This is a genomic window from Micromonospora sp. NPDC047620, from assembly GCF_043205005.1.
In the GTDB taxonomy this organism is placed as follows: Bacteria; Actinomycetota; Actinomycetes; order Mycobacteriales; family Micromonosporaceae; genus Micromonospora.
Genome location: NZ_JBIDDG010000010.1, coordinates 80,164 through 105,915 on the forward strand (window position 1 = coordinate 80,164; position 25,752 = coordinate 105,915).

Annotated in this window: 23 protein-coding genes; 11 read left to right on the forward strand and 12 right to left on the reverse strand. The window is 73.5% G+C overall.

Annotated features, from left to right (window positions below; genetic code table 11):
- Nucleotides 1–20: 20 nt before the first annotated feature.
- Entirely contained in the window at nt 21–1,418 is a 1,398-nt protein-coding gene (locus tag ACGF5C_RS14300; protein ID WP_393301271.1) for a DedA family protein, read from the reverse strand.
- Between the two features lie 135 nt (nt 1,419–1,553).
- Between ACGF5C_RS14300 and typA the strand changes: the two genes are divergently transcribed.
- Nucleotides 1,554–3,422 (forward strand): translational GTPase TypA, encoded by a 1,869-nt coding sequence (gene typA / locus ACGF5C_RS14305; protein WP_393301274.1) that lies wholly within the window; start codon nt 1,554–1,556, stop codon nt 3,420–3,422.
- Nucleotides 3,423–3,495: 73 nt separating this feature from the next.
- Here the strand turns inward: typA and ACGF5C_RS14310 are convergent, their stop codons facing one another.
- Entirely contained in the window at nt 3,496–4,164 is a 669-nt protein-coding gene (locus tag ACGF5C_RS14310; RefSeq protein ID WP_393301277.1) for a class I SAM-dependent methyltransferase, read from the reverse strand.
- Nucleotides 4,165–4,229: 65 nt separating this feature from the next.
- Between ACGF5C_RS14310 and ACGF5C_RS14315 the strand changes: the two genes are divergently transcribed.
- Nucleotides 4,230–5,090 (forward strand): serine hydrolase, encoded by an 861-nt coding sequence (locus ACGF5C_RS14315; RefSeq protein ID WP_393301280.1) that lies wholly within the window; start codon nt 4,230–4,232, stop codon nt 5,088–5,090.
- Between the two features lie 7 nt (nt 5,091–5,097).
- Here the strand turns inward: ACGF5C_RS14315 and ACGF5C_RS14320 are convergent, their stop codons facing one another.
- Complete coding sequence (locus ACGF5C_RS14320) at nt 5,098–6,039, reverse strand: NAD-dependent epimerase/dehydratase family protein (RefSeq protein WP_393301283.1); 942 nt, start codon at nt 6,037–6,039, stop codon at nt 5,098–5,100.
- A 108-nt stretch (nt 6,040–6,147) separates the two neighbouring features.
- Here ACGF5C_RS14320 and ACGF5C_RS14325 point away from each other — a divergent pair, with 108 nt between their 5' ends.
- Nucleotides 6,148–6,852 carry a WHG domain-containing protein gene (locus tag ACGF5C_RS14325; protein WP_393301286.1) on the forward strand — a complete coding sequence of 235 codons (705 nt, stop codon included), beginning with the start codon at nt 6,148–6,150 and terminating at the stop codon, nt 6,850–6,852.
- A 4-nt stretch (nt 6,853–6,856) separates the two neighbouring features.
- On the opposite strand, the gene ACGF5C_RS14330 is transcribed toward ACGF5C_RS14325, so the two are convergent.
- Nucleotides 6,857–7,654, reverse strand: a complete 798-nt coding sequence (locus tag ACGF5C_RS14330) for a tyrosine-protein phosphatase (RefSeq protein WP_393301289.1) — start codon at nt 7,652–7,654, stop codon at nt 6,857–6,859.
- A 125-nt stretch (nt 7,655–7,779) separates the two neighbouring features.
- Between ACGF5C_RS14330 and ACGF5C_RS14335 the strand changes: the two genes are divergently transcribed.
- On the forward strand, nt 7,780–8,880 hold the full coding sequence (locus ACGF5C_RS14335) for a mandelate racemase/muconate lactonizing enzyme family protein (RefSeq protein ID WP_393301291.1): 1,101 nt from the start codon (nt 7,780–7,782) through the stop codon (nt 8,878–8,880).
- On the forward strand, nt 8,874–9,848 hold the full coding sequence (locus tag ACGF5C_RS14340; RefSeq protein WP_393301294.1) for an NlpC/P60 family protein: 975 nt from the start codon (nt 8,874–8,876) through the stop codon (nt 9,846–9,848). Before ACGF5C_RS14335 ends, ACGF5C_RS14340 begins: the two co-directional genes overlap by 7 nt.
- Before the next feature lie 63 nt (nt 9,849–9,911).
- Here ACGF5C_RS14340 and ACGF5C_RS14345 read toward each other — a convergent pair whose 3' ends face one another.
- The 3 genes from ACGF5C_RS14345 to pnuC form a co-directional block, all read right to left on the reverse strand.
- On the reverse strand, nt 9,912–10,913 hold the full coding sequence (locus tag ACGF5C_RS14345) for a TerC family protein (RefSeq protein WP_357700122.1): 1,002 nt from the start codon (nt 10,911–10,913) through the stop codon (nt 9,912–9,914).
- A gap of 322 nt (nt 10,914–11,235) precedes the next feature.
- Nucleotides 11,236–12,411 carry an AAA family ATPase gene (locus tag ACGF5C_RS14350; RefSeq protein WP_393301298.1) on the reverse strand — a complete coding sequence of 392 codons (1,176 nt, stop codon included), beginning with the start codon at nt 12,409–12,411 and terminating at the stop codon, nt 11,236–11,238.
- Entirely contained in the window at nt 12,408–13,061 is a 654-nt protein-coding gene (pnuC, locus tag ACGF5C_RS14355; protein ID WP_393301301.1) for a nicotinamide riboside transporter PnuC, read from the reverse strand. The genes ACGF5C_RS14350 and pnuC overlap by 4 nt, the downstream gene beginning before the upstream one ends.
- Before the next feature lie 99 nt (nt 13,062–13,160).
- Here pnuC and ACGF5C_RS14360 point away from each other — a divergent pair, with 99 nt between their 5' ends.
- Nucleotides 13,161–13,454, forward strand: coding sequence for an antibiotic biosynthesis monooxygenase (locus tag ACGF5C_RS14360; RefSeq protein ID WP_350709211.1), 294 nt, complete (start codon nt 13,161–13,163; stop codon nt 13,452–13,454).
- A 173-nt stretch (nt 13,455–13,627) separates the two neighbouring features.
- On the opposite strand, the gene ACGF5C_RS14365 is transcribed toward ACGF5C_RS14360, so the two are convergent.
- Together ACGF5C_RS14365 and uvrB are read right to left on the reverse strand one after the other, a co-directional pair.
- On the reverse strand, nt 13,628–14,488 hold the full coding sequence (locus tag ACGF5C_RS14365; RefSeq protein WP_393301304.1) for a helix-turn-helix domain-containing protein: 861 nt from the start codon (nt 14,486–14,488) through the stop codon (nt 13,628–13,630).
- Nucleotides 14,489–14,814: 326 nt separating this feature from the next.
- Nucleotides 14,815–16,923 carry an excinuclease ABC subunit UvrB gene (gene uvrB, locus ACGF5C_RS14370; protein WP_393301307.1) on the reverse strand — a complete coding sequence of 703 codons (2,109 nt, stop codon included), beginning with the start codon at nt 16,921–16,923 and terminating at the stop codon, nt 14,815–14,817.
- Between the two features lie 300 nt (nt 16,924–17,223).
- Between uvrB and ACGF5C_RS14375 the strand changes: the two genes are divergently transcribed.
- Nucleotides 17,224–18,717, forward strand: coding sequence for a hypothetical protein (locus tag ACGF5C_RS14375; RefSeq protein WP_393301310.1), 1,494 nt, complete (start codon nt 17,224–17,226; stop codon nt 18,715–18,717).
- A 72-nt stretch (nt 18,718–18,789) separates the two neighbouring features.
- Here the strand turns inward: ACGF5C_RS14375 and coaE are convergent, their stop codons facing one another.
- Nucleotides 18,790–19,971 carry a dephospho-CoA kinase gene (gene coaE / locus ACGF5C_RS14380; protein ID WP_393301664.1) on the reverse strand — a complete coding sequence of 394 codons (1,182 nt, stop codon included), beginning with the start codon at nt 19,969–19,971 and terminating at the stop codon, nt 18,790–18,792.
- A 315-nt stretch (nt 19,972–20,286) separates the two neighbouring features.
- Complete coding sequence (rpsA, locus tag ACGF5C_RS14385; RefSeq protein ID WP_357700111.1) at nt 20,287–21,777, reverse strand: 30S ribosomal protein S1; 1,491 nt, start codon at nt 21,775–21,777, stop codon at nt 20,287–20,289.
- 398 nt (nt 21,778–22,175) lie between these two features.
- On the opposite strand from rpsA, the gene ACGF5C_RS14390 reads away from it, so the two are divergent.
- Both ACGF5C_RS14390 and ACGF5C_RS14395 read left to right on the forward strand, forming a co-directional pair.
- Entirely contained in the window at nt 22,176–22,982 is an 807-nt protein-coding gene (locus ACGF5C_RS14390) for a class I SAM-dependent methyltransferase (RefSeq protein ID WP_393301313.1), read from the forward strand.
- An 84-nt stretch (nt 22,983–23,066) separates the two neighbouring features.
- Entirely contained in the window at nt 23,067–23,612 is a 546-nt protein-coding gene (locus ACGF5C_RS14395; RefSeq protein WP_393301316.1) for a Uma2 family endonuclease, read from the forward strand.
- 104 nt (nt 23,613–23,716) lie between these two features.
- Here the strand turns inward: ACGF5C_RS14395 and ACGF5C_RS14400 are convergent, their stop codons facing one another.
- Nucleotides 23,717–24,853, reverse strand: coding sequence for an RNA-guided endonuclease InsQ/TnpB family protein (locus tag ACGF5C_RS14400; protein ID WP_393301319.1), 1,137 nt, complete (start codon nt 24,851–24,853; stop codon nt 23,717–23,719).
- A gap of 231 nt (nt 24,854–25,084) precedes the next feature.
- Here ACGF5C_RS14400 and ACGF5C_RS14405 point away from each other — a divergent pair, with 231 nt between their 5' ends.
- Entirely contained in the window at nt 25,085–25,306 is a 222-nt protein-coding gene (locus ACGF5C_RS14405; protein WP_393301322.1) for a DUF2945 domain-containing protein, read from the forward strand.
- Entirely contained in the window at nt 25,293–25,721 is a 429-nt protein-coding gene (locus ACGF5C_RS14410; RefSeq protein WP_393301325.1) for a DUF3140 domain-containing protein, read from the forward strand. Before ACGF5C_RS14405 ends, ACGF5C_RS14410 begins: the two co-directional genes overlap by 14 nt.
- The last annotated feature ends 31 nt before the right edge of the window (nt 25,722–25,752 follow it).

Sequence of the window (25,752 nt, forward strand, 5' to 3'; positions counted from 1 at the left end):
CGGAGGCCGCGGACCCCGGGTCAGGCGTCGGCGCGTACCGCCGCCGGTTCCGGTTCCGCCGGGGCGTCGCCCACCGCCCGGTCGCGGGTGGCCCAGGCCACCACGAACAACACCGTCCACGCCACCCCGAGCAGCATCGCCGTGGCGCTGCCGCTGGCGGTGCTCCACCCCAGGTAGAGGCGGGCGCCGACGATGCCGACCATCCCGGCCGCCGCGCCGGTCCACGCGGCCACCGCCACCGGCCAGCGCGCCCCGCGCGACAGCAGCCAGGCGAGGGTGCAGAGGCTGGCCGCCACCACGGCGTTCTGCGTCGGGAACAGGGCGGGATCCCGGCCCCCCGGGCCACCGGTGGCCGACCCCGTCACGTCGACCACCACGGCGAGCACCACCAGCGGCACGAACGCCCCCACCGTGCCGACCACGCTGAGCAGGTCGGCCCGCCAGGGCCGGTTGCGCCAGGCCAGCACCGCGGCCACGACGGCCACCAGCACGATCAGCGTCGACCCGCGCAGCGCCGAGACGACCGCCAGCGTGACGTCGGCCGCCCCCGGCGTACGCCGGTCGGCGAACCAGTCGGCGATGGCCCCGTCGATCACCGCCAGCCCGCTGTGCCGGACCACCGCCCCCAGCACCCAGGCGATGGCGAACCCCGCCACGAAGAGCAGCAGCAGCCCGCCGACCAGGTTGATCAGCAGCGTCCAGGCCGGCCCCACGTGCATGGCGAGCAGGAAAAACAGCACGCCGTAACGGCCGCTGAGCCAGCGCACCGGCCGCAGCCCGGCGGCCCGGGACGCCAGCGCCCGCGCCGGGTCCGGATTGCGGCCCAGCCACCGCCCCGCCAGCACCACCGCGACCAGCGCGGCCACCAGCACCAGCACGGCGCCGGTGGCCCGCCCCAGCAGCCGGGAGACCGTCTCGTACGACTCGCCGGCCAGGTTGCCGGCCAGCACCGAACCGCCCACCCAGGTCACCGCGCCGGCGAGGTTCCACGGCGCGAACCGCCGGTACGGCATCCCTGCCGCGCCGGCCAGCCGGGGCACCAGGGTGCGGGCGAAGGCCACCCAGCGGGCGGTCAGCACGCCACGCCCGCCCAGCCGGCCCAGCATCGCGTCCGCCCGGCCCCACCGCTCGTGGCCCACCCGGCCCCCGAGCCGACCGGCCCGCAGCCGGGGCCCGTACCGGCGGCCGGCACGGAACGCGAGTGTGTCCCCGATCACGGCTGCAAGGATCATCACCAGCAGGGCCGGCGCGAGCCGCAGCGTCCCCGCGTACGCTAGGAAACCGACCAGCAGCAGGGTCGCCTCGCCCGGCACCAGCAGACCGAAGATCACGGCGGTCTCCCCCGCGACGATCATCGCGGCGATCACATAGATCAGCAGGGGCGGCAGGCCCTGCAGCCAGGTCAGCAGGTCGTGCATCGGGCCCCCATTCCCACGGGGGTCAGCATGCCAGGCGCTGAAACGGTCGGAACATCAGTTTCGGCAGAGATCCGGGCCATCTGGGGGGAGACCCCGACGCGTGCCCCGGCAACCGCAGACAGGAGTATGAAGCGTATGCAGCTTCGCACCGACCTCCGCAACGTCGCCATCATCGCCCACGTCGACCACGGCAAGACGACCCTGGTCGACGCCATGTTGCGGCAGGCCGGCGCCTACGGCGCCCGCGGCGAGGTAACCGAGCGGGTCATGGACTCGATGGACCTCGAACGGGAAAAGGGCATCACGATCCTGGCCAAGAACACCGGCGTGCGGTACATGCCGGCGGACGGCTCCGACCCGGTGACCATCAACATCATCGACACCCCCGGCCACGCCGACTTCGGCGGCGAGGTCGAGCGCGGCCTGACCATGGTCGACGGGGTGGTGCTGCTGGTGGACGCCAGTGAGGGCCCCCTGCCGCAGACCCGGTTCGTGCTCCGCAAGGCGCTCAAGGCCCGCATGCCGATCATCCTCGTGATCAACAAGGTGGACCGTCCCGACGCCCGCATCAAGGAGGTCGTGGACGACACCTACGAGCTCTTCCTCGACCTGGACGCCGACGAGGAGCAGATCGACTTCCCGATCGTCTACGCCTGCGCCCGCGACGGCATCGCCTCGCTGACCCAGCCCGCCGACGGCGCGGTCCCGGACGACAGCCACAACCTCGAGCCGCTGTTCCGCACCCTGCTCGACACCATCCCGCCGCCCGCGTACGAGGAGGACGCGCCGCTGCAGGCGCACGTCACCAACCTCGACGCGTCCCCGTTCCTCGGCCGGCTGGCGCTGTGCCGGGTGCGGCAGGGCACCATCCGCAAGGGCGAGACCGTGGCCTGGTGCCGCACCGACGGCAGCACCCAGCGGGTCCGCATCTCCGAGCTGCTGATGACCGAGGGCCTGGAGCGCAAGCCCGCCGACTCGGCCGGCCCGGGCGACATCATCGCGGTCGCCGGCATCCCCGAGATCATGATCGGTGAGACCCTGGCCGACGCGGAGAACCCGCAGCCCCTGCCGCTGATCACCGTCGACGAGCCGGCCATCTCGATGACCATCGGCACCAACACCTCGCCGCTGGTCGGCCGGGTCAAGGGCGCCAAGGTCACCGCCCGCATGGTCAAGGACCGGCTCGACAAGGAGCTGATCGGCAACGTGTCGCTGCGGGTGCTGCCCACCGAGCGCCCGGACGCCTGGGAGGTGCAGGGCCGCGGCGAGCTGGCCCTGGCCATCCTGGTCGAGCAGATGCGCCGCGAGTCCTTCGAGCTGACCGTGGGCAAGCCGCAGGTCGTCACCAGGGAGATCGACGGGAAGACCTGCGAGCCGGTCGAGCGGCTCACCATCGACGCCCCCGAGGAGTACCTCGGCGCGATCACCCAGCTCCTCGCGACCCGCAAGGGCCGGATGGAGCAGCTGGTCAACCACGGCACCGGCTGGATCCGGATGGAGTGGCTGGTCCCGGCCCGCGGCCTGATCGGCTTCCGCACCGAGTTCCTCACCGAGACCCGGGGCACCGGCATCCTGCACCACGTGTTCGAGTCGTACGAGCCGTGGTTCGGCGAGCTGCGCACCCGCAACAACGGCTCGCTGGTCGCCGACCGCTCGGGCGCGGTCACCGCGTTCGCGATGACCAACCTCCAGGAGCGCGGCCAGCTCTTCGTCGAGCCCGGCACCGAGGTGTACGAGGGCATGATCGTCGGGGAGAACTCCCGCTCCGACGACATGGACGTCAACATCACCAAGGAGAAGAAGCTGACCAACATGCGCTCCTCCACGGCCGACGAGACCGAGAAGCTGATCCCGCCGCGCAAGCTGTCGCTGGAGCAGGCCCTCGAGTTCTGCCGCGAGGACGAGTGCGTCGAGGTCACCCCGGCCGCCGTCCGGATCCGCAAGGTGGTGCTCGACCAGACCGCCCGCGGCCGGGCCGCCGCCCGCCGCAAGCACGCCGGCTGACGTACGACCGCAGCCTCCCCGGAGCCCGGACCGCCCCGCGCGGTCCGGGCTCCGCCCGTTCGCGACGCCCGGGTCAGGCGGGGCGGGTGGCGAGGAAGGCGAAGAGGTCGGGCACCGGGCCGGGGCCGGACTCGACCGTGCGGACCAGGGTCAGGCCGGCGTCGGTGACCGCGTTGAGCAGGTCGGCCAGCGGGACGTGCCACGCGCCCACACGCGCCCGCACCCCGTGCTGCGTCCAGGCCCGGAAGCTGCGCTCCCGGTCGGCGTAGCCGCCGTCGACCACGATCCGCCCCGGGTCGGACCGGTCGGCGAACGCCCCGACGTAACACGGGTGCACTCCGACGTGAACGAACCGCCCGCCGGGCGCGAGCACCCGGGCCGCCTCGGCGACCACCGCCGCGTAGTCCGGCACGTCGGTGTGGGCCAGCACGCACGCCACGGCCGGCACCGAGCCGTCGGCGACCGGCAGCGCCGCCGCGTCGGCGCGGGCCACCGGCAGGCGCGGCCGGGCGTGCCGCAACTGCCCGCCCGACAGGTCGACCCCCACCGGGTGCCACCCCAGCCGGCGCAGCTCCGCCGCCTGCAAGCCGGTGCCGCAGCACAGGTCGAGGCAGCGGCCGGCGCCCGCACCGAGCAGGTCGCGCAGCCGGCCGCGGACCCGGGTCATGTAGTCGCTGGACGTGTCGGCGGCGAACGCCTCGTACCAGTCGGCGTGCGCGTCGTAGGCGGCGGCGACCGTCATCCCCGCACGGTACGACGCATCGCCCCGTTCCGCCGCCCCGCCGGTGATCCGCTACGGTCACCCGCATGACCTGGGACGAGCTCGACGCCCACCTGGACGGGGTGCCCGGCACCGTGTCGGCGTACCTGGGGCGGCCCGGCGCCGACCCCGCCTGGACCCGGCACGCCGACGCCACCCACTACGCGGCCAGCACCATGAAGGCGGCGGTGCTCGTCGCGCTGCACCGGGCCGCCGAGGCCGGCGCCCTCGACCTGGACGCCCCGGTGCCGGTGCGCAACAAGTTCGACTCGGCGCTGCCCGGCGCGCCCCGCTTCTCCTGCGCCCGCCACTACGACAACGACGAGGCCGTCTGGGAGCGGGTCGGCGACAGCGCGCCGCTGCGCTGGCTCGCCCACCGGATGATCGTCCGCTCCAGCAACCTGGCCACCAACATCGTCATCGGCCACGTCGGCCTGGCGGCGGTAGCGGAGGTCTGGGCGCTCGCCGGGGCCCGGCACAGCGTCACCGGGCGGGGCATCGAAGACTTCGCGGCCCGCGAGGCGGGCATCACCAACCTGGTCACCGCCGCCGACCTGGCCGCCCTGCTCGGCGCGCTGGCCACCGGGGCGGACACCCCGGGCCCGCTCGCCTCGCCGGCCGGCTGCGCCGCCATGCTCGACGTGCTGTTCGCCCAGGAGCACCGCGAGGACCTCGCCGCCGGGCTGCCCGAGGGCACCCGCATCGCGCACAAGAACGGCTGGGTGCACGGCGTGCGGCACGGCGCCGGGGTGGTCTTCCCCGACGACGCGCCGGCGTACGCGGTCGTCGCCTGCACCACCACCGACCTCGCCGACGGCGGCCCCGACGGCGAGGGGACGGAGGACGATGCCTGCCGGCTGATCGCCAGGATCTCCGCCGCCGCCTGGGCCGCCCGGCACGACCTGTGACAGCCGCTCAGCCGGCCGGGGCCAGCGCCGCGCGGAACCAGTCGACGGTGGCGGCCAGCGCCTCCGCGAGCGGCGTGGGCCGGACCCCGAACCGGGTCTCGAACGCCGTGGAGTCCATCACCTGCGGCTCCCGGTACTGGTAGAACAACTCGGCGTACTCGCGCATGAACGCCTCGTCGAACGGCCCCCACGGCCGGGGCGAGTCCAGCACGTCGACGGCGAACGGGCGGCCCACCAGACGCTCGACGATCCGGTGCACCTCACGGGTGGTGGGCGCCGGCGCGGCGGGCAGGTGCCAGACCCGCCCGGCGGCCTCCGGGTGGTCGCCGAGCAGCGCCAGGCCGTCCGCCACGTCGGGCAGGTAGCTATAGCTGTGCGGCAGGTCGATGTCGCCCAGCGCCAGCGCGGTGCCGCCGGTCAGCACGGCCGGGAAGACGGTGCCGCCGAGGCTGGAGTTGAACACGCCGGGCCCGAAGAAGTCCGCCGAGCGGCCCATCACGACGGACACCTGACCCCGCCGGTGCGCGTCGAGGTACGCCGCGTCCAGGTCGGCCCGCATCCTGCCCTTGCGGCTCACCGCCCGCCACGGCGTCTCCTCGGTCATCACCGACCCGCCGGTCGGCCCGTACGGGTAGAGCGTGTCGAGCACGACCAACCGCGCGCCCGCCGCCGCGGTCGCGGCCAGCACGGCGCGCTGCATGCGGGGCATCACCTCGACCTGCTGCGCGTAGGGCACGTTCGCACAGTGGTGGACGACCGTGGCGCCGGCCAGCGCGGCGATGGCCTGCCCCGGGTCGGTGAGGTCGGCGGCGAGGCGCTCGGCGCCCGGCACGGCGGCCTCGCCGCGCCGGCTGACGATGCGGACCCGACGGCCCCGGCCGGCCAGGTGCGCGGCGAGGGTGGTGCCGGCCGGCCCGGCACCCAGGACGACGTGCAGTTCTCCGGACATCTCGACTCCTCATTGTTATAGGTCATCGCGTTTGTTAGAGCCTCTAACCAAAGTTATGATCTGTCAACAGTGCCGCGTGTCACGCGGCCGACCGGACGGAGAGACGACGTGCCGAAGACCGACGACGGCCCGCGCGGGAGGTACCGCGCCCAGGTGCGCTCCGAGATCAAGCGCGCCGCCCTCGACCAGGTCGCCGCCGGCGGGGCGGCCGCCGTCGCGCTCAACGCCATCGCCAAACGGCTCGGCGTCTCCGGTCCGGCCCTTTACAAGTACTTCGGCAGCCGCGACGAACTGCTCACCGAACTGATCCTCGACGGGTACGCCGACGTCGCCGCCGCCGTCGCCGAGGCCGCCGAGGCATCGGCCGGGCAACCCGCCCGCGACCGGCTGCACGCCCTCGCGGCGGCATTCCACGCCTGGGCGGTCGCCCACCCGCAGACCTACCTGCTGCTCACCGGCCCGCCGAGCCCCACCTACCAGGCCCCGCCCGACACCGTCGACCGGGCCCGGGCGGTGCTCGGCCCGTTCCTCGGCGTCCTCGCCCACGGCCGGCCCGCTCCCCGGGCCACCGCCCTGCGCGACCAGCTCACCCGGTGGTCCGCCGACACGCCCGAGGTGGCCGCCTGGGTCCGGGCGTACGCGCCCGAGGCCGACGCCGGGGCGGCACTGGCCGCAGCCGTCACCGTCTGGACCCGCCTGCACGGCGTCATCGGACTGGAGGCGGTCGGCCACTTCGCCGGGATGGGCTTCGCGCCGGCGACCCTGCTCCGCGCCGAGATCGACGCGCTCGCCGACGCGTACGGGCTGCCCTGAGCCGTCACTCCAGCAGATGCGCCCGCAGCGCCGCCACGACGTCGTCGGTGATCCCGAGCCCGTCCCGCAGGTACGCCCCGAACGAACCGTGCACCCGGCGCACCTCCCCGTACGCGGCGTCGAGGTATTCCTCGCGCACCTCCAGCACCGGCCGCACCGCCCCGACGTCCAGCCCCGGCTGCCGCCGGCGCATCGCCTCCAGGAGGACCTCCCGCAGGCTCTCGGTCAGCGCGTTGTTCGCCAGGTAGTCCGCCCGGATCGCGGTCTCGTCCACGCCGAGCGCGCTGAGCAGCAGCACCGTCAACCAGCCGGTGCGGTCCTTGCCGGCCGAACAGTGGTAGACCAGCGGCAGGTTCCGCGCCTCCGCGGCCAGCCGCACCGCCGCGCCGAAACTCTCCCGCGCCGACGCCCCCGTGACGAACCAGCGGTAGATCGCCGCCATCGCCGCCGAAGTGCCCTGCTCGGCCAGGGCCGCGTACGCGCCCAGGTCGTGCCCGAGCAACATCGCCGAGACGTAGGTGAAGACGGGGTGCTCGGCGTCGTGCACCGGCAGGTGCACCACGGTCGGCTCACCCGGCAGCCGGTCCGGCGGGGCGACCACGATCTCCGAGTGGTCCCGGAGGTCAACCACGCAGGCCGGGCCGAGCTTCGCCAGCACCGGCAGGTCCTCGTCGGCCAACCGGCCCAGCGCCGGGGTGCGGATCAGCACGCCCGGCCGCACCCGCCGGCCGTCCACGCCGACCAGCCCGCCGAGGTCCCGCGCGTTCGGCGCGCCCACCAGATCCCAGCCCCGCTCGCTCATGCCGGCACTCCGCTCCGCTCCGTGCCGCCATGAGGCACCACCGCACCGCACCTGATGATTCGCTCGCTCCGCTCGCTCATGCCGGCCTCCCCTTCGCCCGTGCGTGTCCGTATAGGGTGCCGGACATGACGATCGCCGCGGTGCGCACCCACCGGCTCTCCGCCCCCCTGCACACCCCGTTCGTCACCGCGCTGCGCCGCACCACCACCGTGGAGACCCTGGTGGTGGAGGTCGTCGACGCCGACGGCCGCGCCGGCTACGGCGAGGCGCCGCAGGTGTGGCAGGTGACCGGGGCGTCGGTGGCCGGCTCCGAGGCGTGCGTCCGCGACCTGCTCGGCCCGGCGCTCACCGGGCGGGACGCCGACGACCTGGTGGCCCGCTGCACCGAGGTGCAACGGGCCGTCGCCGGCAACGAGGCGGCGAAGGCGGCCGTCGACGTCGCCCTGCACGACCTGGCGGCGCGGCGGCTCGGCGTACCGCTGGTGCGGCTGCTCGGCGGCACGGCCCTGCGGGTCCCCACGGACGTCACGCTCGCCGCCGGCGACGCGGTGGACCTGGCGGCGGCGGCCCGGCAGCGGCGGGCGGAGGGCTTCGGCGTGCTCAAGATGAAGGTGGGCACCGACGCGGCCGGCGACCTGGAGCGGGTCCGCGCCGTGCGGGCGGCCGTCGGCCCGGACGTGCGGATCCGGCTCGACGCCAACCAGGGCTGGACCCCGCGCGAGGCGGTCCGGGTGATCCGCGGCGTCGAGGACGCGGGGCTGGACGTGGAACTGGTGGAGCAGCCGGTCCCCCGCTGGGACCTCGACGGGCTGGCCTGGGTCAGCGACCGGGTGGACGTGCCGGTCCTCGCCGACGAGTCGGTCTTCGGCGTCCGCGACCTGGTCGAGGTGATCCGCCGCCGGGCCGCCGACATGGTCAACGTCAAGCTCGCCAAGTGCGGCGGCCTGCACCCCGCCCGGACCCTGCTCGACCTGGCCGCCGCGCACGGCCTCGGCACCGTCGTCGGGTCGATGATGGAGAGCGAGGTGGGCATCGGCGCCGCCGCCAGCCTGGTCGCCGCCTACGGCACCACGGCCGTCGCCGACCTGGACGCCGCCTGGTGGCTGGCCTGGTCGCCGGTGCGGGACGGCCTCCGGTACGACGGCGCGACCGTCGTGCTGCCGGACGCGCCGGGCCTCGGCGTGACCTCCGTGAATGAAGCAAAGATGCAGACTCGTGATTGCTGACTGGCGGAAACTTTCATAGGGTCGCGGGAACGATCGAGCTGGGGGTGGACGTGGAGCTGCAACCGGGCCGGGAGGCCGTGGTCCGGGTCGCCGTCGCGACCCTCTGGACCGCCCCCGAGGCGGTACGACCCGTCGACGGTCCCGCCCTGGCCGCGCGCACCGACATCGCGGCCTGGATCTCCGGGATGGACACCGACCAGCAGGTCGGCGACTGCGTGCTGAGCCAACTGCTGCTCGGCGAGCGGGTGCTCGTCACCGACGTGCGCCCGGACGGCTGGGCGCAGGTGGTGGCCGTCGAGCAGCCGGCCCCGGGGCTGCACCCGCGCGGCTACCCCGGCTGGCTCCCCGCCGAGCAGCTCGCCCCGGGCGCGGGCCCCGCCGACGCCGAGCCGCTCGTGGTCGACGCCACCGTCACCGCCCTGCGCACCGCCCCGGGCGGCGCCGAGGTCGTGCCCGGGGTGGTCCTCGGCACCCGGCTGGCCCCGGCCGGCCCGGCGGTCGACGGCTGGCGCCCCGTGCATGCGCCCGGTCACGCCGACCCGCTCTGGCTGCCCGCCGCCCACGCCGTGCCGGTGCCCACCACGCCCCCGTCGGCCGGGGAGGTGCTGGCCGTCGCCCAGCGGCTGGTCGACGTCGTCTACATCTGGGGCGGCGTGTCCGCGTACGGCATCGACTGCTCCGGCCTGGTCCACCTGGCCTGGCGGCGGCTCGGCGTGCTGCTGCCGCGCGACGCCGACGACCAGGCCGCGGCGACCACGCCGGTGCCGTTGGGCACGGAACGCCCCGGCGACCTCTACTTCTTCGCCCGGCCCGGCCGGAAGATCCACCACATCGGCATCGTCACCGCCGACCCGCGTCCAGGCGACGACCGGCGGATGCTGCACGCCTGCTACCTGCAGCGCCGGGTGCTGGAGGAGCGGCTGCCGGCCGAACGCACCGCCACCCTGGTCGGCGCGCACCGGGTCTGACCCGCGTACGGCACGAGGGGGCGCTCCCGGTCCGGGAGCGCCCCCTCGTCGCGCGGGTACGCCTCAGCGGCGGGCGTCGGACAGCAGGCGGCGCCGGTCGTGGGAGGACTTGACCAGGCTGGCCACGGTCGCCACGGCGAGAGTGCCGAGGATGACCGTCAGCGAGAGCCAGATCGGGATGTGCGGGGCCCAGGAGACGGGCTCCCCACCGTTGACGAACGGCAGGTTGTTGTCGGCGAGCGCCTCCAGCACCAGTTTCACGCCGATGAAGCCGAGCACCACGGCCAGGCCGTAGGTGAGGTAGATGAGCCGGTCCAGCAGGCCGCCGAGCAGGAAGTAGAGCTGCCGCAGCCCCATCAGCGCGAAGACGTTGGCGGTGAAGACCAGGTACGGCTCCTGCGTGATGCCGAAGATCGCCGGGATCGAGTCGAGCGCGAAGATCAGGTCGGTGGTGCCGATGGCGATCATGACGATCAGCATCGGGGTGAACATCCGCTTGCCCTTCGGCGAGCGGGTGGTCAGCTTGGCGCCGTCGTAGTCCCGCGAGATCGGCAGCGCCTTGCGGCTCCACCGGATCAGCACGTTCTCGCTGAAATCGTCCTCGTCCGGCTCGCCCTGCCGGACGAAGTTGATCGCGGTGTAGATGAGGAACGCGCCGAAGATGTAGAACACCCAGGAGAACTGGGAGATCAGCGCGGCGCCGGCGGCGATGAACCCGCCCCGCATGACCAGCGCCAGCACGATGCCGATGAGCAGCACCTTCTGCTGGTACTTCCGGGGCACGCCGAAGCGCGCCATGATGATCACGAAGACGAAGAGGTTGTCGACCGAGAGGCTGTACTCCGTCAGCCAGCCGGTGTAGAACTCCCCCGCCGCGCTCGCCCCGGAGGCGAGCCAGACGCCGGCGCCGAAGATCAGGGCCAGGGCGACATAGAAGCCGACCCACAGGCTCGACTCGCGCACGCTCGGCTCGTGCGGCCGCCGACCGATGATCAGCAGATCCACGAGCAGGATCCCGGTCAGTACGACGAGGGTCCCCGCCCAGACCAGTCCGGACACGTCCAAGGTTCATTCCTCCGGCAGACACGCAACGACGGGCACACCGTACGCCCTCGGTGGGCGCGGTGTGCCGGTGACGCTGACTCTGGTGACTGTCGGAGGTCTCTTCCGCCATCGCCCCTGGAGGCGGTGACCGACGGGGCCGGGTCGCCCACCAGGGATCGGCGCTCGACCGTGCTGACGACTCCGTCGCGGGGGAATACTCCCCTCCTCGTCCGCCATTCTTGCCCACCGCGCCCAGCCACCGCACCTCGGGTTGGCCGTGTCTTCGCCCACCAACAGCCGCCGATCATTTCGGTGAGGCTGAGCGCACTCTGCGTACGGCATCCTAGGAGGCTAGGTGCTCCGGAGTGGCGGGGTCGCGCGGGTCCGCCGGCGACCCGCCGGGCACCAGCGGGTCGGCCAGCGGCCAGCCGGCCGCGAGCAACGCGTCGCAGGCGGCCACCGCGCGGGCCAGCCGCTCCGGATGCGGGCCGGTCAGCTCGACCACCGGCACCCCGCACCCGGCCAACACCGTCCGGAACCGCCCGGTCATCCACGCCCGCAGGTGCTCCCCGTCGCGCAGCCCGTCGTCGTCGAAGGGCACCCCGACGTGGTCGGTCAGCAGGTACAGCGCGGGCCGCCGAGCCGCCACGCGCACCTCCGTCGACGCCGACCCGAGGTAGCGCTCCTCCCACACGGCGGTGGCCCGGGCGTCGGTGTCGCAGAACAGCAGCGGGCCGCACGACCGGGCCGCCGCGTCCTCCGCCGCCTGCTGCTCCCGGACCACCTCGGCGAAGTCGTCGCGGTCCCACACCACGTCGAAGATCGTGGCCGCCGGGTCCCGCTCGCGCAGCCGGGCCAGCTTCCGCTCGGTCAACTCCCGGCCGTACTCGGGGACCCACCGGGTGCCGTAGTGCTCCGCGAGGGCGGCGGCCATCATGGTGGTGCCCGTGGACTCCGCGCCGACCACCACCACCCGCCACACGAACCACGCCCGCACCGGCGCGCTGAGCCGGCCCCAGTGGCCCACCGGGTCCGCACGCACCGCCGTCCCGGAGACCGGCACGCACCGCCGCCCCTGGTCCACGCACACGCCGACGGCGTCGAAGCGCCGGGCCAGTTCCTCGCCGTACGCCTCGGAGGAGAAGACGGCGTCCACCCGCCGCCCGCCCAGCGCCTCGCGGAACACCGCGCAGTGCAGGTCCCACACGCCCGGGTCGGCGTAGTCCACCGGGTGGTCGTCGTACCGCCCGACGAAGCGGACCCACGGGGTGTCCGCGTGCACCTCGCGCAGCCAGTCCAGCCGCAGCGCGAGCGGGATCGACTCCCGGCGCGAGGGCGCCACCACCACGGTGACGGCCGCGCAGCGGGCGGCGGCGGCCTCGATCAGCGCGTGGTGGCCGGCGTGCGGCGGATAGAACTTGCCCACCACCAGCCCGTGCCGGAACTCCGGCGCCCCCGGCCCTGCCGCGCCGCCGCTACCCGCCGCCGGGCGTTCGTCGGCCGGCGCCGGGCCCGTCACGCCGCCACCGTGGCCGGACCGGACGGCGCCCGGGTCGCGCCGGCGCCGCGCCGCAGGTCCGCCCGCCACTCGCGCAGCCCGAGCACGCAGAGGCCGAGGAAGATCAGGTAGAGCACCGCCGTGAGGTACAGGCCCTTGTAGGCGTACAGCGGGATGTAAATCAGGTCGGCCGTGATCCACAGCCACCAACTCTCCACCCGCTTGCGGGTCTGCCCGTACGTGGCCAGCAGCGACAGCGCGGTGGTCAGCGCGTCCGGCAGCGGCACGGTGGAGTCCGTGGCGCGGTCCAGCAGCACCCACAGCGCGCCGGTCAGCGCCACCCCGGCCAGCCCCAGCGCCCACCACTCCCGGCGGCTGGTCCGGCTGACCGTCAGCCGGCTGCGCCGCTCGCCGCCGTAGAGCCACGCCCACCACCCGTACAGGCCCAGGACGACGTAGACGACCTGGAGGCCGGCGTCGGCGTACAGGCCGGCCGTCCAGAACAGCAGCATCAGCAGCAACACGTTGGCGATGCCGACCGGCCAGTTGGCGATCCGCTGCCGGGCCACCAGCCAGACGTTGAGCACCCCGGTGGCGAAGCCCAGCAGCTCCGCGCGGGTGGTGCCGGTGCCCGCCACGGTGAACGCCGTGCCGGTGAGCCAGTCGATCATGCCTCTCCCCTTTCCGCGCGCCCGCCCTAGAGCCGCCCGACCACCGGGAACAGGCCCCCGCGACGGCGGGCCGCCGGGGCGACGTGAAAGGCTGCGGCCATGGTGCTTGAGGTCGCGCTCATCGACGTACTGCCGGGACACGAGGACGAGTTCGCCGCCGCGTACGCCAAGGGGCACCCGGTGCTCGCCGGGACGCCGGGCTGCCGGTCGGTGCGGATGACCCGGGGCGTGGAGTCCCCGTCCCGGTTCGTGCTGCTGGTCGAGTGGGACTCGGTCGAGGCGCACAACGACAACTTCCGGGGCACCGAGCGCTTCACGCAGTGGCGGGCGCTGATCGGCCCGTACTTCGCAAACCCGCCGCTGGTCGAGCACTTCGTGGACGTGCCGGCCTGAGACTGTCGTACCCCTGACCTACCCTGCGCGGTGCACGCGCCGGCTGCCGGTCCCGACGGGCTCGGGGGCGCCGGGCCCGGTGGCCCGCGCGGCGATATCCGGCGGGCAGCGTCTCGGCCGCGCTGCTCGCACGCGGCCGGGTCGGTCGGCAGGCATCGCCGCCTCGGCAGGGATCACCCGGCGGCACGCCGGCTCAGCGCCGCGCTCGTCTCCTCCGGGCTGAGCGCCGCGTCCAGCAGCCAACCGGTGAGCTGGTCGTAGCGGTCGACGTCGGCCGTCGTCGCCAGGCGCACGTCGGTGGTCAGCGCCTCCAGCATCACCGTGCGGGGGTCGGCCGGGTCGGGAAACGAGTAGCAGGAGTACGGCGTGAGCGGCTGCGCCCCGCCCCGCGCGGCGACGCCCCGAGGCAGCAGCCGGATCGTCACGTGCGGCAGGCCGGCCAGGTCGACCAGGTGCCGCAACTGCTCCTGCCACACCTGCGGCGGGGTGTCGCCGGCCTCGAAGGCCGCCTCGGCGAGCAGCGCCGTGTAGCGGGGCGGGTCGGCCCGCCGCAGCACCTCGTGCCGCATCGCGCGGGCGCGCACGTCGGCATCCACGTCGACGGTCGGGTCGAGCAGCCGCCCGGCGGCGATCCGCAGCCGCGCGTACGCCGGGGTCTGGAGCAGCCCCGGCACGACGGCGGGCTGCCAGTCCACGATGGTCGCCGCTCCCGCCTCCAACTCGGCGTAGGTGCGCTGCCGCTCCCCCATCTCCCCCAGCGCCTTCCACCAGCCCCGGCTGGTGGCGGCGTCGCGGGCGATGACGATGAGCGCCTCCCGCTGCGGCGGCGGCACCTCGTAGACGTCGAGCAGGTCGAGGACGTCGGCGAGATCCGGCCGGCTCTGCCCCAGCTCGATGCGGGACAGCTTGGAGGTGGACGCCCAGCCGAGCCGGTCGCAGACCTGCTCCAGTGTCAGCCCCTCCCGCCTGCGCAACTGGCGCAGCTCGGCGCCCAACCGCGCGCGTCGAATGACCGGACTCGTTGGCAACGGCATCCCCGCCTCCCCACCGAGGGAGAGTACGCAGGACGATCACCCAGCGCAATAGTTCGCTCGCGTACCGCAATCGAGGCTAGTGGCCCCGTTGCCGACCGGGCCCCGCCGGTCGCCCGTAAGGGTCGGTACGTGCCGAACGAGCAGACGTCGCCGACCAGGTCACGGGCGGTGCAGTACGGCGGGCGCCTCCGGGACCCCCGGGCCCGGCGCCCGGGGCCGCGTACGCTCGGTGGACGCGTGCGGTGATCTTCGGGCGACGGGCCGGCCTCGTGGCGTGACCACAGGGCGAGGAACCCGGCGGAGCCGCCGGGTTCCTCGCCGGGCGGTCACTTCACGCCGGCGGCGTCCATGCCGCGCAGCTCCTTCTTCAGGTCGGCGACCTCGTCGCGGATGCGGGCGGCCAGCTCGAACTGCAGCTCCCGGGCCGCGGCCAGCATCTGGTCGTTGAGCTCCTGGATGAGCTGGGCCAGCTCGGCCCGGGCCATCCCCTCCCGCGCGGGGCCGGCGCCGCCGGCCCGGCCGCGACTGCGGGTCTCCTTGACCGGCGCCTTGCCCCGGGACAGCTGCCGCACCGCACCGCCGACGCGGCTGTTCTCGGTGTCCTCCGCCTCGCGGTAGATGTCGTCGAGGATGTCGTGGATCTTCTTGCGCAGCGGCTCCGGGCTGATGCCGTGCGCCTCGTTGTGCGCGATCTGCTTGGCCCGCCGCCGGTTGGTCTCGTCGATCGCGTCCGCCATCGACGGAGTGATCTTGTCGGCGTACATGTGCACCTGGCCCGAGACGTTCCGGGCCGCCCGGCCGATGGTCTGGATCAGCGACCGGCCACTGCGCAGGAAGCCCTCCTTGTCGGCGTCGAGGATGGCGACCAGCGACACCTCGGGCAGGTCGAGGCCCTCCCGGAGCAGGTTGATGCCGACCAGCACGTCGTAGTCGCCCTTGCGCAGCTCGCGCAGCAGCTCCACCCGGCGCAACGTGTCGACCTCGGAGTGCAGGTAACGCACCCGGATGCCGTTCTCCAGGAGGTAGTCGGACAGGTCCTCGGCCATCTTCTTCGTCAGCGTGGTGACCAGCACCCGTTCGTCGCGCTCGGTGCGCAGCTTGATCTCGTGCATCAGGTCGTCGATCTGGCCCTTGGTGGGCTTCACGACGACCTCGGGGTCGATCAGGCCGGTCGGCCGGATCACCTGCTCGACGAACTCGCCCTGGGCCTGCTCCAGCTCCCAGGGGCCGGGCGTGGCGGACAGGAAGACCATCTGGCCCACCCGCTCCAGGAACTCGTCGAACCGCAGCGGCCGGTTGTCGGCCGCGCTGGGCAGCCGGAAGCCGTGGTCGATCAGCATCCGCTTGCGTGACGCGTCGCCCTCGTACATGCCGCCGATCTGCGGGATGGTCACGTGCGACTCGTCGACGACCGTCAGGAAGTCGTCGGGGAAGTAGTCGAGCAGGCAGTGCGGCGGGCTGCCCGGCAGCCGGCCGTCGATGTGCATCGAGTAGTTCTCGATGCCGGAGCAGAAACCGACCTGCCGCATCATCTCGATGTCGTAGGTCGTGCGCATCCGCAGCCGCTGGGCCTCCAGCAGCTTGCCCTGCCGCTCCAGCTCGGCCAACCGCTCGCCCAGCTCGGCCTCGATGTCGCGGATCGCCCGCTCCATCCGCTCCGGGCCGGCCGCGTAGTGGGTGGCCGGGAAGATCAGCAGGTGGTCGACCTCGCGGACCACGTCGCCGGTGAGCGGGTTGAGGTAGTAGAGCTTCTCCACCTCGTCACCGAAGAGCTCGATCCGGACGGCCAGCTCCTCGTAGGCCGGGATGATCTCCAGCGTGTCGCCCCGGACCCGGAAGGTGCCCCGGTTGAAGGCCATGTCGTTGCGCGAGTACTGGATGTCGACCAGGCGGCGCAGCAGCTGGTCGCGGTCGAGCTCCTGCCCGACGGCGACGCGCACGGCCCGGTCGAGGTATTCCTCCGGGGTGCCCAGGCCGTAGATCGCCGAGACGGTGGCCACCACCACCACGTCGCGCCGGGTGAGCAGCGACATCGTCGCCGAGTGCCGCAGCCGCTCGACCTCCTCGTTGATCGAGGAGTCCTTCTCGATGTAGGTGTCGGTCTGCGGGATGTAGGCCTCGGGCTGGTAGTAGTCGTAGTAGGAGACGAAATACTCCACCGCGTTGTGCGGCAGCAGCTCGCTGAACTCCTTGGCCAGCTGCGCGCAGAGCGTCTTGTTGGGCGCGAGCACCAGCGTCGGCCGCTGCAACCGCTCGACGAGCCACGCCGTGGTGGCGCTCTTGCCGGTGCCGGTCGCGCCGAGCAGCACCGTGTTGCGGTCGCCGCGTCGGACCCGACGCTCCAGGTCGTCGATGGCCGCCGGCTGGTCGCCGGCCGGCTGGAAGTCGCTGACGACCTGGAAGCGGCCGTCGAGCCGGGGAATGTCGAGCGCCATGACCTCAACGGTACGCCGGGGGTCCGACACCCCGCGCCGACTACGGAGGGTCCCTGATCGGCTTCAATATTCCCATTGTGTGGCCGATCTCACGAGACTACGCTCTCAGTGTAGGCCGCTCGCGGCGGCCGACCGGGCAGGCGGCCAGGCCCTCAGCGGCCGGCCCGCCCCCGGCACAGGGGTCGCAGCACCCGGCACGCCCGGCGTGCGCACCCGACGTGGTCGCGCCCGAGGCGCTGACCGGCCGCCGCGAGCGCCCCTGCACGTCACCCCGCGACGGTGAATCCCGTTCAACCATCCGTGGACACCTCCGCCGCCCGGGCCACCCGTCCCGACCCGACCTTCCCGCCGCAGGACCGCCCGCCGCACGACGACGCCCACACCGGGGCCGTCCCGCGGGTGCTGACCGGCCGCCGGCGCACCACCCTGCTGGTGCTCGCGGTCGTGGCCGTGCTCTCCGCGGCGGCGCTGGTCGCGGGGCTGGTGAGCTGGTCTCCCGACCGGTCGGAGCCGCCCCGGGCGCTGACCAGCGACGAGCGCGACCGGCTGGCCGCGATGCGGGTCACCAACCACCGCGACCTGCGGGCCGGGGTGCGGGTGACGACGGGCACCGGGTCCGACCGCACCGAACTGGTCGGCTGGGTCGACTGGTCCCGGCCGCTGGTCTACCTGGACGTCGGCGGGCCCGGCGCGGGCGCCGAACGCGGCCTGCTGCAGGCCACGCCGACCGTGGCCGTGCTGCGGCCCGACCCGGCGGCGGTGCCCACCGCCGCACCGCCTCCGCTGGTGCCGCCGGCGGACCGCTGGCGGCTGCACGACCCGTCCGGCGGGCGAGGGCTCGCCGCCGTGCTCGACCTGCTCTTCCGGCTCGGCGCGGACCGCCCCGAGCCGCCCTCGGAGGCCGCCCGCTGGGTGGGCCGCGCCACCGTCGGGGCGGAGCCGGTCGACATCCTCCAGGCGCCGTCGGCCCCGGGCGCGCCACCGCCACCCGCGTCCGCGGCGACGGGCGACCACCCGCGCTACTGGCTGGACCGCGACGCCCGCCTGCACCGGCTGGAGACCGGACTGCCCGGCGTCGGGCCGGTCACCGTGCAGCTCACCCGCACCGACCGGCCGACGCTGCGGCCGGTTGACGCCCTCGGCGGCCGGCCCGGGCAGCCCCGCGCCCTGACCGCCGGGGAGCGGGACCGGCTGGACCGGTTGCCCGCCCGGCTCCGCGCCGCCGGCGGCGCCACCGTCACCCTCACCGCGCCCCTGGCCGCCGGCACCAACCTGCGCGGCGCCGGCTGGGTGAGCTGGACCGGCCGGGCCGCGTACGTGGCCGTCGCCGACCTCGGCGCACCGGAGCGCCGGGCGCTGCTGCGCGTCGACGGGACGGACGTGACCCGGGCGGAGGTCCCCGCCACGACGGTCTCCGGCACGGTGGAGGCACCCGGCCGGCCCCCGCTGCCGCCGCCCGCGCGGGGCTGGCGGGCCGACCCGACGCGCGCCGGCGACCTGGGCCTGCTGCTCGACGCGGCGCTGCGGGCCGCCCGGCCGCCCGCGCCGTGGGGCGCCGCCCTGCGGGTGCGCGGGGACAGCCTGTCCGGCAGGACCGTGGACGTGGTCGAGCTGCGCACGTCCGGGGCGCTGCTGCGCTACTGGATCGACCGGTCCGGCGTGCTGCGCCGGCTGGAGCTGCGTACCCGGTCGGGCGCCTGGGCCCAGCTCGACCTGGCCCCCGGCGCGGTGCCCCGGTTGCCCGCTGCCCGGCCGGCGCCGCAGCGCCCGGAAGCGCCGGCCGCCGGGCGGTGACCGATCGGGGTCAGGGTCGCCGCCGGGGTGACGTCAGAGCCCGACGCGCCGGCGACGGCGGCCGGTGACCGGTCAGGGGCGCCAGCCGGTCTGCGCCGCCCATTCCTCGGCGCGCAGGTGCTCCTCGTCGAACCACGGGTCCTTCGCCGTGGTGTAGGTGGCGCTGTCCGGGGCCGAGGCGGCCAGTTCCCGCTTCAGCAGCAGATAGGCCGCCCGCTGGTCCGGGTCGGCACGCAGGTGGTCGCGCATCAGCAGCGCGTACCGCCAGCCGGGCGAGTCCACGGCGCGCACGTGCAGGTAGACGGGGCGGCCCGGGTCGGCGCTGCCGTGCAGCCGCTTCTCCCACCGGCCGCCACCGGGCAGTCGCGGGTTGTCCCACCAGTCGCCGGGCAGGCGCGGGAAGCCCGCGGCCGCGAGCCGCTCGGCCAGCGGGCCGTCCGCGTCGGCGAGGGTCGGCACGGTGAGCTGGATGTCGATCACGTCCTTGGCGGCGAGGCCGGGCACCGCGGTCGAGCCGATGTGGTCGATCCGCAGGTCGGCGGGGGCGATCGCGTGCCGGATCCGGGCGGCGAGCCGCGCGTACTGCTGCGGCCAGGTCAGGTCGGCCTCGGTCAGCACGACGCGGTTCGGTCGCACCGGTCGCCGCTCGCGCAGGTTCGCCTCGTAGGGCAGCAGCCGCTCCTGCCACAGCGCGTCGACCGCCGCGTGCAGGTCGACGAGGCTGCCGTCGTTGGTCAGCACCACGTCCGCCGCGGCCCGGCGTCGGGCGTCGTCGGCCTGCGCGGCGATCCGCCGCTCGGCCTCCGCCCGATCCATCCCGCGGTCGCGGGCCAGGCGCGCCAACCGGGTGGCCACCGCCGTCTGCACCACGACCACCAGGTGGTACGTGGGCGCAAGCCCCACCTCCACCAGCAGCGGCACGTCGTTGACCACGATCGCGTCGGGCGCCGCCGCGGCGGCCAGTTCGGCCGTGCGGGCCCGTACGCGGGGATGGATGATCCCCTCCAGCCGGCGCCGGGCCGCCTCGTCGGCGAAGACCACCGCGCCCAGCGCCGCCCGGTCGAGGGCCCCGCCGGCGTCGAGGACCCGGTCGGAGAAGGCCGCGACGATCTCGGCCAGCCCCTCGGTGCCCGGCGCCACCACCTCCCGGGCCACCTGGTCGGCGTCGATGACTACCGCGCCCCGCTCGGCCAGCCGGGACGCCACCGCGCTCTTGCCGGATCCGATCCCCCCGGTCAACCCCACCATCAGCACCGGACCAGTCAACCCGATCTTCCCCGCACCGCCAAACCGGGCCGGTGCCCGCGCCCGGCACGCCCGCCACGCCGGACGGTGCCCGTCTGGGCCATCTGGCTGGCCGCCGAGTGGATGGGCCCGGCCTCCGGGCCCCACCGGCACGGACGGGCCCGGCCCCACCGGAACGAACCGGCCGGTGCCTGGGGCCGCCGGAACGGCGCCGAGCGGCCGGCCCGCCGGAGCGGGGGCCGGGCGGGGCGGGCAACGGCGAGGGCCCCGCCCCCGGCGATCTCGCGATCGCGGGGACGGGGCCCTCGTCCGTCGTTCAGCGGGTCACTTGCCGCCGGCGAGCTTCTCCCGCAGAGCGGCGAGCGCCTCGTCGGTGGCCAGGGTGCCGGCCGGCTCCTCGGCCTGCCGGCTCGGGGCCGCGCTGGTCGAGGTGGTGGTGCCACCGGTGACGGCCGGAGCCGGGTTGGCAGCGGCCTCGGCGTCGGCGGCGCGGGAGGTCTGCACCTGCTTGGTGTGGGCCTCCCAGCGCTGACGGGCCTCGGCGTACTGGTTCTCCCAGGTCTCGCGCTGCTTGTCGTACCCCTCGAGCCACTCGCCCGTCTCCGGGTCGAAGCCCTCCGGGTAGATGTAGTTGCCCTCGGCGTCGTAGGTCGCGGCCATGCCGTAGAGGGTCGGGTCGAAGTGCTCCTCGCCCTCGACGAAGCCCTCGTTGGCCTGCTTGAGCGACAGCGAGATCCGGCGACGCTCCAGGTCGATGTCGATGACCTTGACCATGACCTCGGAGCCGACCTGGACGACCTGCTCCGGGATCTCCACGTGGCGCTCGGCCAGCTCGGAGATGTGGACCAGGCCCTCGATGCCGTCGTCCACCCGGACGAAGGCGCCGAACGGCACCAGCTTGGTGACCTTACCCGGCACGATCTGCTGGATCGCGTGGGTGCGGGCGAACTGCCGCCACGGGTCCTCCTGGGTCGCCTTCAGCGACAGCGAGACCCGCTCGCGGTCCAGGTCGACGTCCAGGACCTCGACCTCGACCTCCTGGCCCACCTCGACGACCTCGGACGGGTGGTCGATGTGCTTCCAGGACAGCTCGGAGACGTGCACCAGGCCGTCCACGCCGCCCAGGTCGACGAACGCGCCGAAGTTGACGATCGAGGACACGACGCCCTTGCGGACCTGGCCCTTCTGCAGCTTGTTGAGGAACTCGGTGCGCACCTCGGACTGCGTCTGCTCCAGCCAGGCCCGGCGGGACAGGACCACGTTGTTGCGGTTCTTGTCCAGCTCGATGATCTTGGCCTCGAGCTCGCGGCCGACGTACGGCTGCAGGTCCCGCACCCGACGCATCTCGACCAGGGAGGCGGGCAGGAAGCCGCGCAGCCCGATGTCGAGGATGAGGCCGCCCTTGACCACCTCGATGACCGAGCCGCGGACGACGCCGTCCTCGTCCTTGATCTTCTCGATGGTGCCCCAGGCCCGCTCGTACTGCGCCCGCTTCTTGGAGAGGATCAGACGCCCCTCCTTGTCCTCCTTCTGGAGGACCAGGGCCTCGATGTGATCACCAACCGAAACGACCTCGGCCGGGTCCACGTCGTGCTTGATCGACAACTCCCGAGAGGGGATGACGCCCTCGGTCTTGTAGCCGATGTCGAGCAGGACCTCGTCCCGATCGACCTTGACGACGGTGCCTTCGACAATGTCGCCGTCGTTGAAGTACTTGATGGTCTCGTCGATCGCGGCGAGGAAAGCCTCCTCGGAACCGAGATCGTCGTGGGTGACCCGGGTGGCGCTCGAGGGGGCCTCGATGCTGCTCGTCATGTGGGCGGTTGCTCCGGTCGGATGGTGTGTCACAGCAGGCTGGTGTCGCGGTGACCTGTTCGCGCCAGCGGATCCGTCGCCGGGCACACCGAAGATCGAGTGAGATCATGGAGGTAACTCCGCCAGTGGTCCCGGAGACCGCGCACCTGCTCCCTGCCGAGGCACACGATCCGCGAGCGCATCGTCTAGCCTACCCGCTGCATTACCACAGCGTGCAAGGCCTCCCGCCCTCTCGCCGCCTCGCCACCTGCGAAAGCGGAGATTTCGGTAGGAAGCCGCCCCACCTGTCGCGTCCGTCACAAGAGCACCACCGGAAACCGTAGCGCCACTCCCGTCCCGCCGCGCCCGGGGGCCCGCCGCCCCGTCGCGCCCGGCGGGAGAGGCACTAGCGTGAGCGGGTGGACGACGACAGCAGCCGGGTGACCCGGCGCCGGGTGGGCGACGCCGAGGCCCGGCGCGCCAGCCGCCACTGGTGGGACACCGACGCGGACGACTACCAGGCCGAGCACGGCGGCTTCCTCGGCGACCTCGACTTCGTCTGGTGCCCGGAGGGGGTGCGCGAGGCGGACGTAAGGCTGCTGGGCGACCTGACCGGGCGGCGGGTGCTGGAGGTCGGCTGCGGCGCCGCGGCCGCCGCGCGGTGGCTCGCCACCCGGGGCGCCCGGCCGGTCGCCATGGACCTGTCCGCCGGCATGTTGCGGCACGCCGCCCTAGCCGCCGCGCGCACCGGCGTACGCGTGCCGCTGGTGCAGGCCGACGCGCTGGCGCTGCCCTTCGCCGACGCGGCGTTCGACACCGCCTGCACGGCGTTCGGGGCGATCCCGTTCGTGGCCGACTCGGCAGCGGTGATGCGCGAGGTGTTCCGGGTGCTGCGCCCCGGCGGTCGCTGGGTGTTCTCGGTGACCCACCCGATGCGGTGGATCTTCCTCGACGACCCGGGCGAGGGCGGGCTGACCGCCACGCACTCGTACTTCGACCGCTCCCCCTACGTGGAGCAGGACGAGACCGGCGCGGCCACCTACGTCGAGCAGCACCGCACGCTCGGCGACCGGGTCCGGGAGATCGTGGGCGCCGGGTTCGACCTGGTCGACCTGGTCGAGCCGGAGTGGCACGAGGGGCACGAGGGGATCTGGGGGCAGTGGAGCCCGCTGCGCGGCCGCCTCTTCCCCGGCACCGCCATCTTCGTCACTGAGAAGCCCGCCTGAGAAGCCGGACGGTCGGTGCGACGTCCTGAGAAGCCGGACGGTCGGTGTGACGTCCGGGGCCGCAGGCAGGGTTACGCTGAGCCGGTGAGCGTCGAGCCGATCGCGACACCACCTGGCCCCTGGTGTCCTGACCCGATCCGGCAGCAGCGAGCGGACTACACGCTGGAGGACCTGCTCAACCTGCCGGACGACGCCCCGCGCGTCGAACTCGTCGACGGAGTCGTCCAGGTGACCCCCTCCCCCACCCTGGGCCACCAGGACATCTCGTTCCTGCTACGGCTGTGGTTGCACACCCACGCACCCCGTGACCTGCGAGCTGCACAAGACGTCGGCGTCGAACTCACCGTCAACACCAGCCGCCGCCCGGACGTGCTCCTGTGCCGGGCAGAGGTGCCGTCGGACCGGTCCCTCGTACGCCCGGACGACGTCGTCCTCGCGGTCGAGATCGTCTCGCCTGGAACCCGCCGCGTCGACCGGTTCGCCAAGCCGGGTGAGTACGCCGCCGCGGGCATCCCGTTCTACTGGCGCATCGAACAGGATCCCGTGCACCTCTACGCCTACCGCCGGGGCGAGCGGCTCGGGCCGCCGCGCCGGGCGGAGAGCGGCAGTTTGACATCCTCCCGGCCCTGAAGGGCCAGGATTCCCACGGTCGCCCGTGAGGTTTCCTGTTTCATCGCCGATAGCCTTGCCGGGAGGATTTTCCCTTGAGGTCTTACATCAGCTCCGCAGGCGTTTTACCTCTCCGCCAGCCCAGCGGCGAGGATGTTCGTCGCGGCGTTGATGTCCCGATCGTGCTCAGTTGCACAGCCGGGGCACGTCCAGACGCGGGTGTTGAGGGCGAGGGTGCTGTTGATCCGCCCGCACGTCGAACAGGTCTTGGACGACGGGTACCACCGGTCGACGGGGATCACCTCACGGCCGTACCACTGGGCTTTGTACTCCAGCATGCTGCGGAACTGACCCCAGGCCGCGTCGGAGATGACGCGGGCCAGGCGCCGGCTGCGGAGCATGTTACGCACGCTGAGGTCTTCGATCGCGACCGTTTGGGTCTCACGGACGAGCCGAGTGGTCAGCTTGTGCAGATGGTCCCGCCGCCGGTCGGCGATACGAGCATGGATCCGGGCCACCTTCAGTCGGGCCTTCGCCCGGTTCGCGGAACCCTTCTGTTTGCGGGCCAGGTTCCGCTGCGCCTTGGCAAGCTTCCGCCGGTCGGCCTGCCCGTACCGCGGGTTGGCCACCTTGCCCTGCTCGTCACTCACCCCAGGCATCGGACGCGACAGGGTGAGCAGACTGGTGATGCCCGCATCCACACCAACCTCCGCCGCGACGGGCGGCAACGGCTTCACCGCCGGATCCTCAACCAAAATGGACACGAACCAGCGGCCGGCAGCGTCCCGGGACACCGTGACCGTGGAAGGTTCCGCCCCGGTGGGCAGGGACCGGGACCACACGATGTTCAGCGGGCTGTTCATCTTGGCCAGAGTGAGCTGACCGTCACGCCACCGGAACGCCGAGCGCGTGTACTCGGCCGACGCCCGCGACTTGCGCTTGGACTTGAACCGCGGATACCGGGCCCGCTTGTCCCAGAACGCCACGAACCCGGCCTGCAGATGCCGCAACGTCTGCTGCAACGGCACCGACGACACCTCGTTCAGGAACGCCAGGTCATCGGTGCGCTTCCACCCGGTCAGCCACCCCGACGACTGCACATAGGTGGTGCGTTGCCGGTCAACCGCCCACGCCCGGGTCCGCGCCTCCAACGCCCGGTTGTACACCAGACGCACACACCCGAAGGTGCGGTTCAACTGCCCGGCCTGCTCAGGGGATGGGTAGAAGCGGTACTTGTACGCCCGCTTCACCACCTCCCCCACGCCTCACACCCTATCAACCGTCCATAGAAGACGATCAGCGAGGGGAGGGAGCGGCGTTTCCTTCCGACCCTGAACGGCCGGGTTTCCACGCCGCAAATCCGATGAACTGATCACCGACAGCGCCGAGCTGGTCGAACTCAGCGAGCCGTTCGAGATCAAGCTGCCGATCGCCGAGATCACCCCGTAGCCGGTCCCCCGTTTCCTGGCATCGACGCCGGGTAACCACCCGGTATGGCCGAGCAGAACGAGTTCCGCAAGGGTGACCACGTCTCCTGGGCCAGTCACAGCGGCCGGGCGTACGGCGTGGTCAAGGAGAAGCTGATCGACCGGACGCACGTGCGCGGGCACGCCGTGAACGCGTCCCCGGAGCACCCGCAGTACCGGATCCGCAACGACGACTCGGGCCGGGACGTCGCCCACCGACCGGAGGTGCTGCGCCATGAGCAGGGGTGACGAGGGCCGGGACGTCTACCGGGAGTTCACCGAGGCGGTGAACATGAAGCCGGGGGAGCTGTCGACGTGGCTGGAGACCGAGGAGTCCAAGCACGTCGGGTGGCGCAAGGGCACCAAGGGCGGCGAGTCCGTCGGGCACGAGTCCGGCCGGAAGATCATCGATCTGCTGCGGCGCAAGCGCGACCAGCTCTCGGAGGCCGACTACCGGCACATGCGCAAGGTCGTCGGGTACGTCCGGCGGCACATGGCGCAGCGACCCAGCGGCGACGTGCGCCAGACCCGGTGGCGGTACTCCCTGATGAACTGGGGTCACGATCCCGTCAAGGCCCCGCTTCCGCCGCCCGGCGGACCGTCCCGGAAGGCCCTGGAGCGGCACGGCGCCCCTCCGAAGGCCCGCCGGGGACCGGGACGCTGAACCGGACCCGGCCACGACGCCCGGCAGGGGT

Coding starts and splice junctions, on each gene's coding strand:
- ACGF5C_RS14300 (WP_393301271.1), bottom strand. CDS start 1,418: ATGCACGACCTGCTGACCTGGCTGCAGGGCCTGCCGCCCCTGCTGATC.
- typA (WP_393301274.1), top strand. CDS start 1,554: ATGCAGCTTCGCACCGACCTCCGCAACGTCGCCATCATCGCCCACGTC.
- ACGF5C_RS14310 (WP_393301277.1), bottom strand. CDS start 4,164: ATGACGGTCGCCGCCGCCTACGACGCGCACGCCGACTGGTACGAGGCG.
- ACGF5C_RS14315 (WP_393301280.1), top strand. CDS start 4,230: ATGACCTGGGACGAGCTCGACGCCCACCTGGACGGGGTGCCCGGCACC.
- ACGF5C_RS14320 (WP_393301283.1), bottom strand. CDS start 6,039: ATGTCCGGAGAACTGCACGTCGTCCTGGGTGCCGGGCCGGCCGGCACC.
- ACGF5C_RS14330 (WP_393301289.1), bottom strand. CDS start 7,654: ATGAGCGAGCGGGGCTGGGATCTGGTGGGCGCGCCGAACGCGCGGGAC.
- ACGF5C_RS14335 (WP_393301291.1), top strand. CDS start 7,780: ATGACGATCGCCGCGGTGCGCACCCACCGGCTCTCCGCCCCCCTGCAC.
- pnuC (WP_393301301.1), bottom strand. CDS start 13,061: ATGATCGACTGGCTCACCGGCACGGCGTTCACCGTGGCGGGCACCGGC.
- ACGF5C_RS14360 (WP_350709211.1), top strand. CDS start 13,161: ATGGTGCTTGAGGTCGCGCTCATCGACGTACTGCCGGGACACGAGGAC.
- ACGF5C_RS14365 (WP_393301304.1), bottom strand. CDS start 14,488: ATGCCGTTGCCAACGAGTCCGGTCATTCGACGCGCGCGGTTGGGCGCC.
- uvrB (WP_393301307.1), bottom strand. CDS start 16,923: ATGGCGCTCGACATTCCCCGGCTCGACGGCCGCTTCCAGGTCGTCAGC.
- rpsA (WP_357700111.1), bottom strand. CDS start 21,777: ATGACGAGCAGCATCGAGGCCCCCTCGAGCGCCACCCGGGTCACCCAC.
- ACGF5C_RS14405 (WP_393301322.1), top strand. CDS start 25,085: ATGGCCGAGCAGAACGAGTTCCGCAAGGGTGACCACGTCTCCTGGGCC.
- ACGF5C_RS14410 (WP_393301325.1), top strand. CDS start 25,293: ATGAGCAGGGGTGACGAGGGCCGGGACGTCTACCGGGAGTTCACCGAG.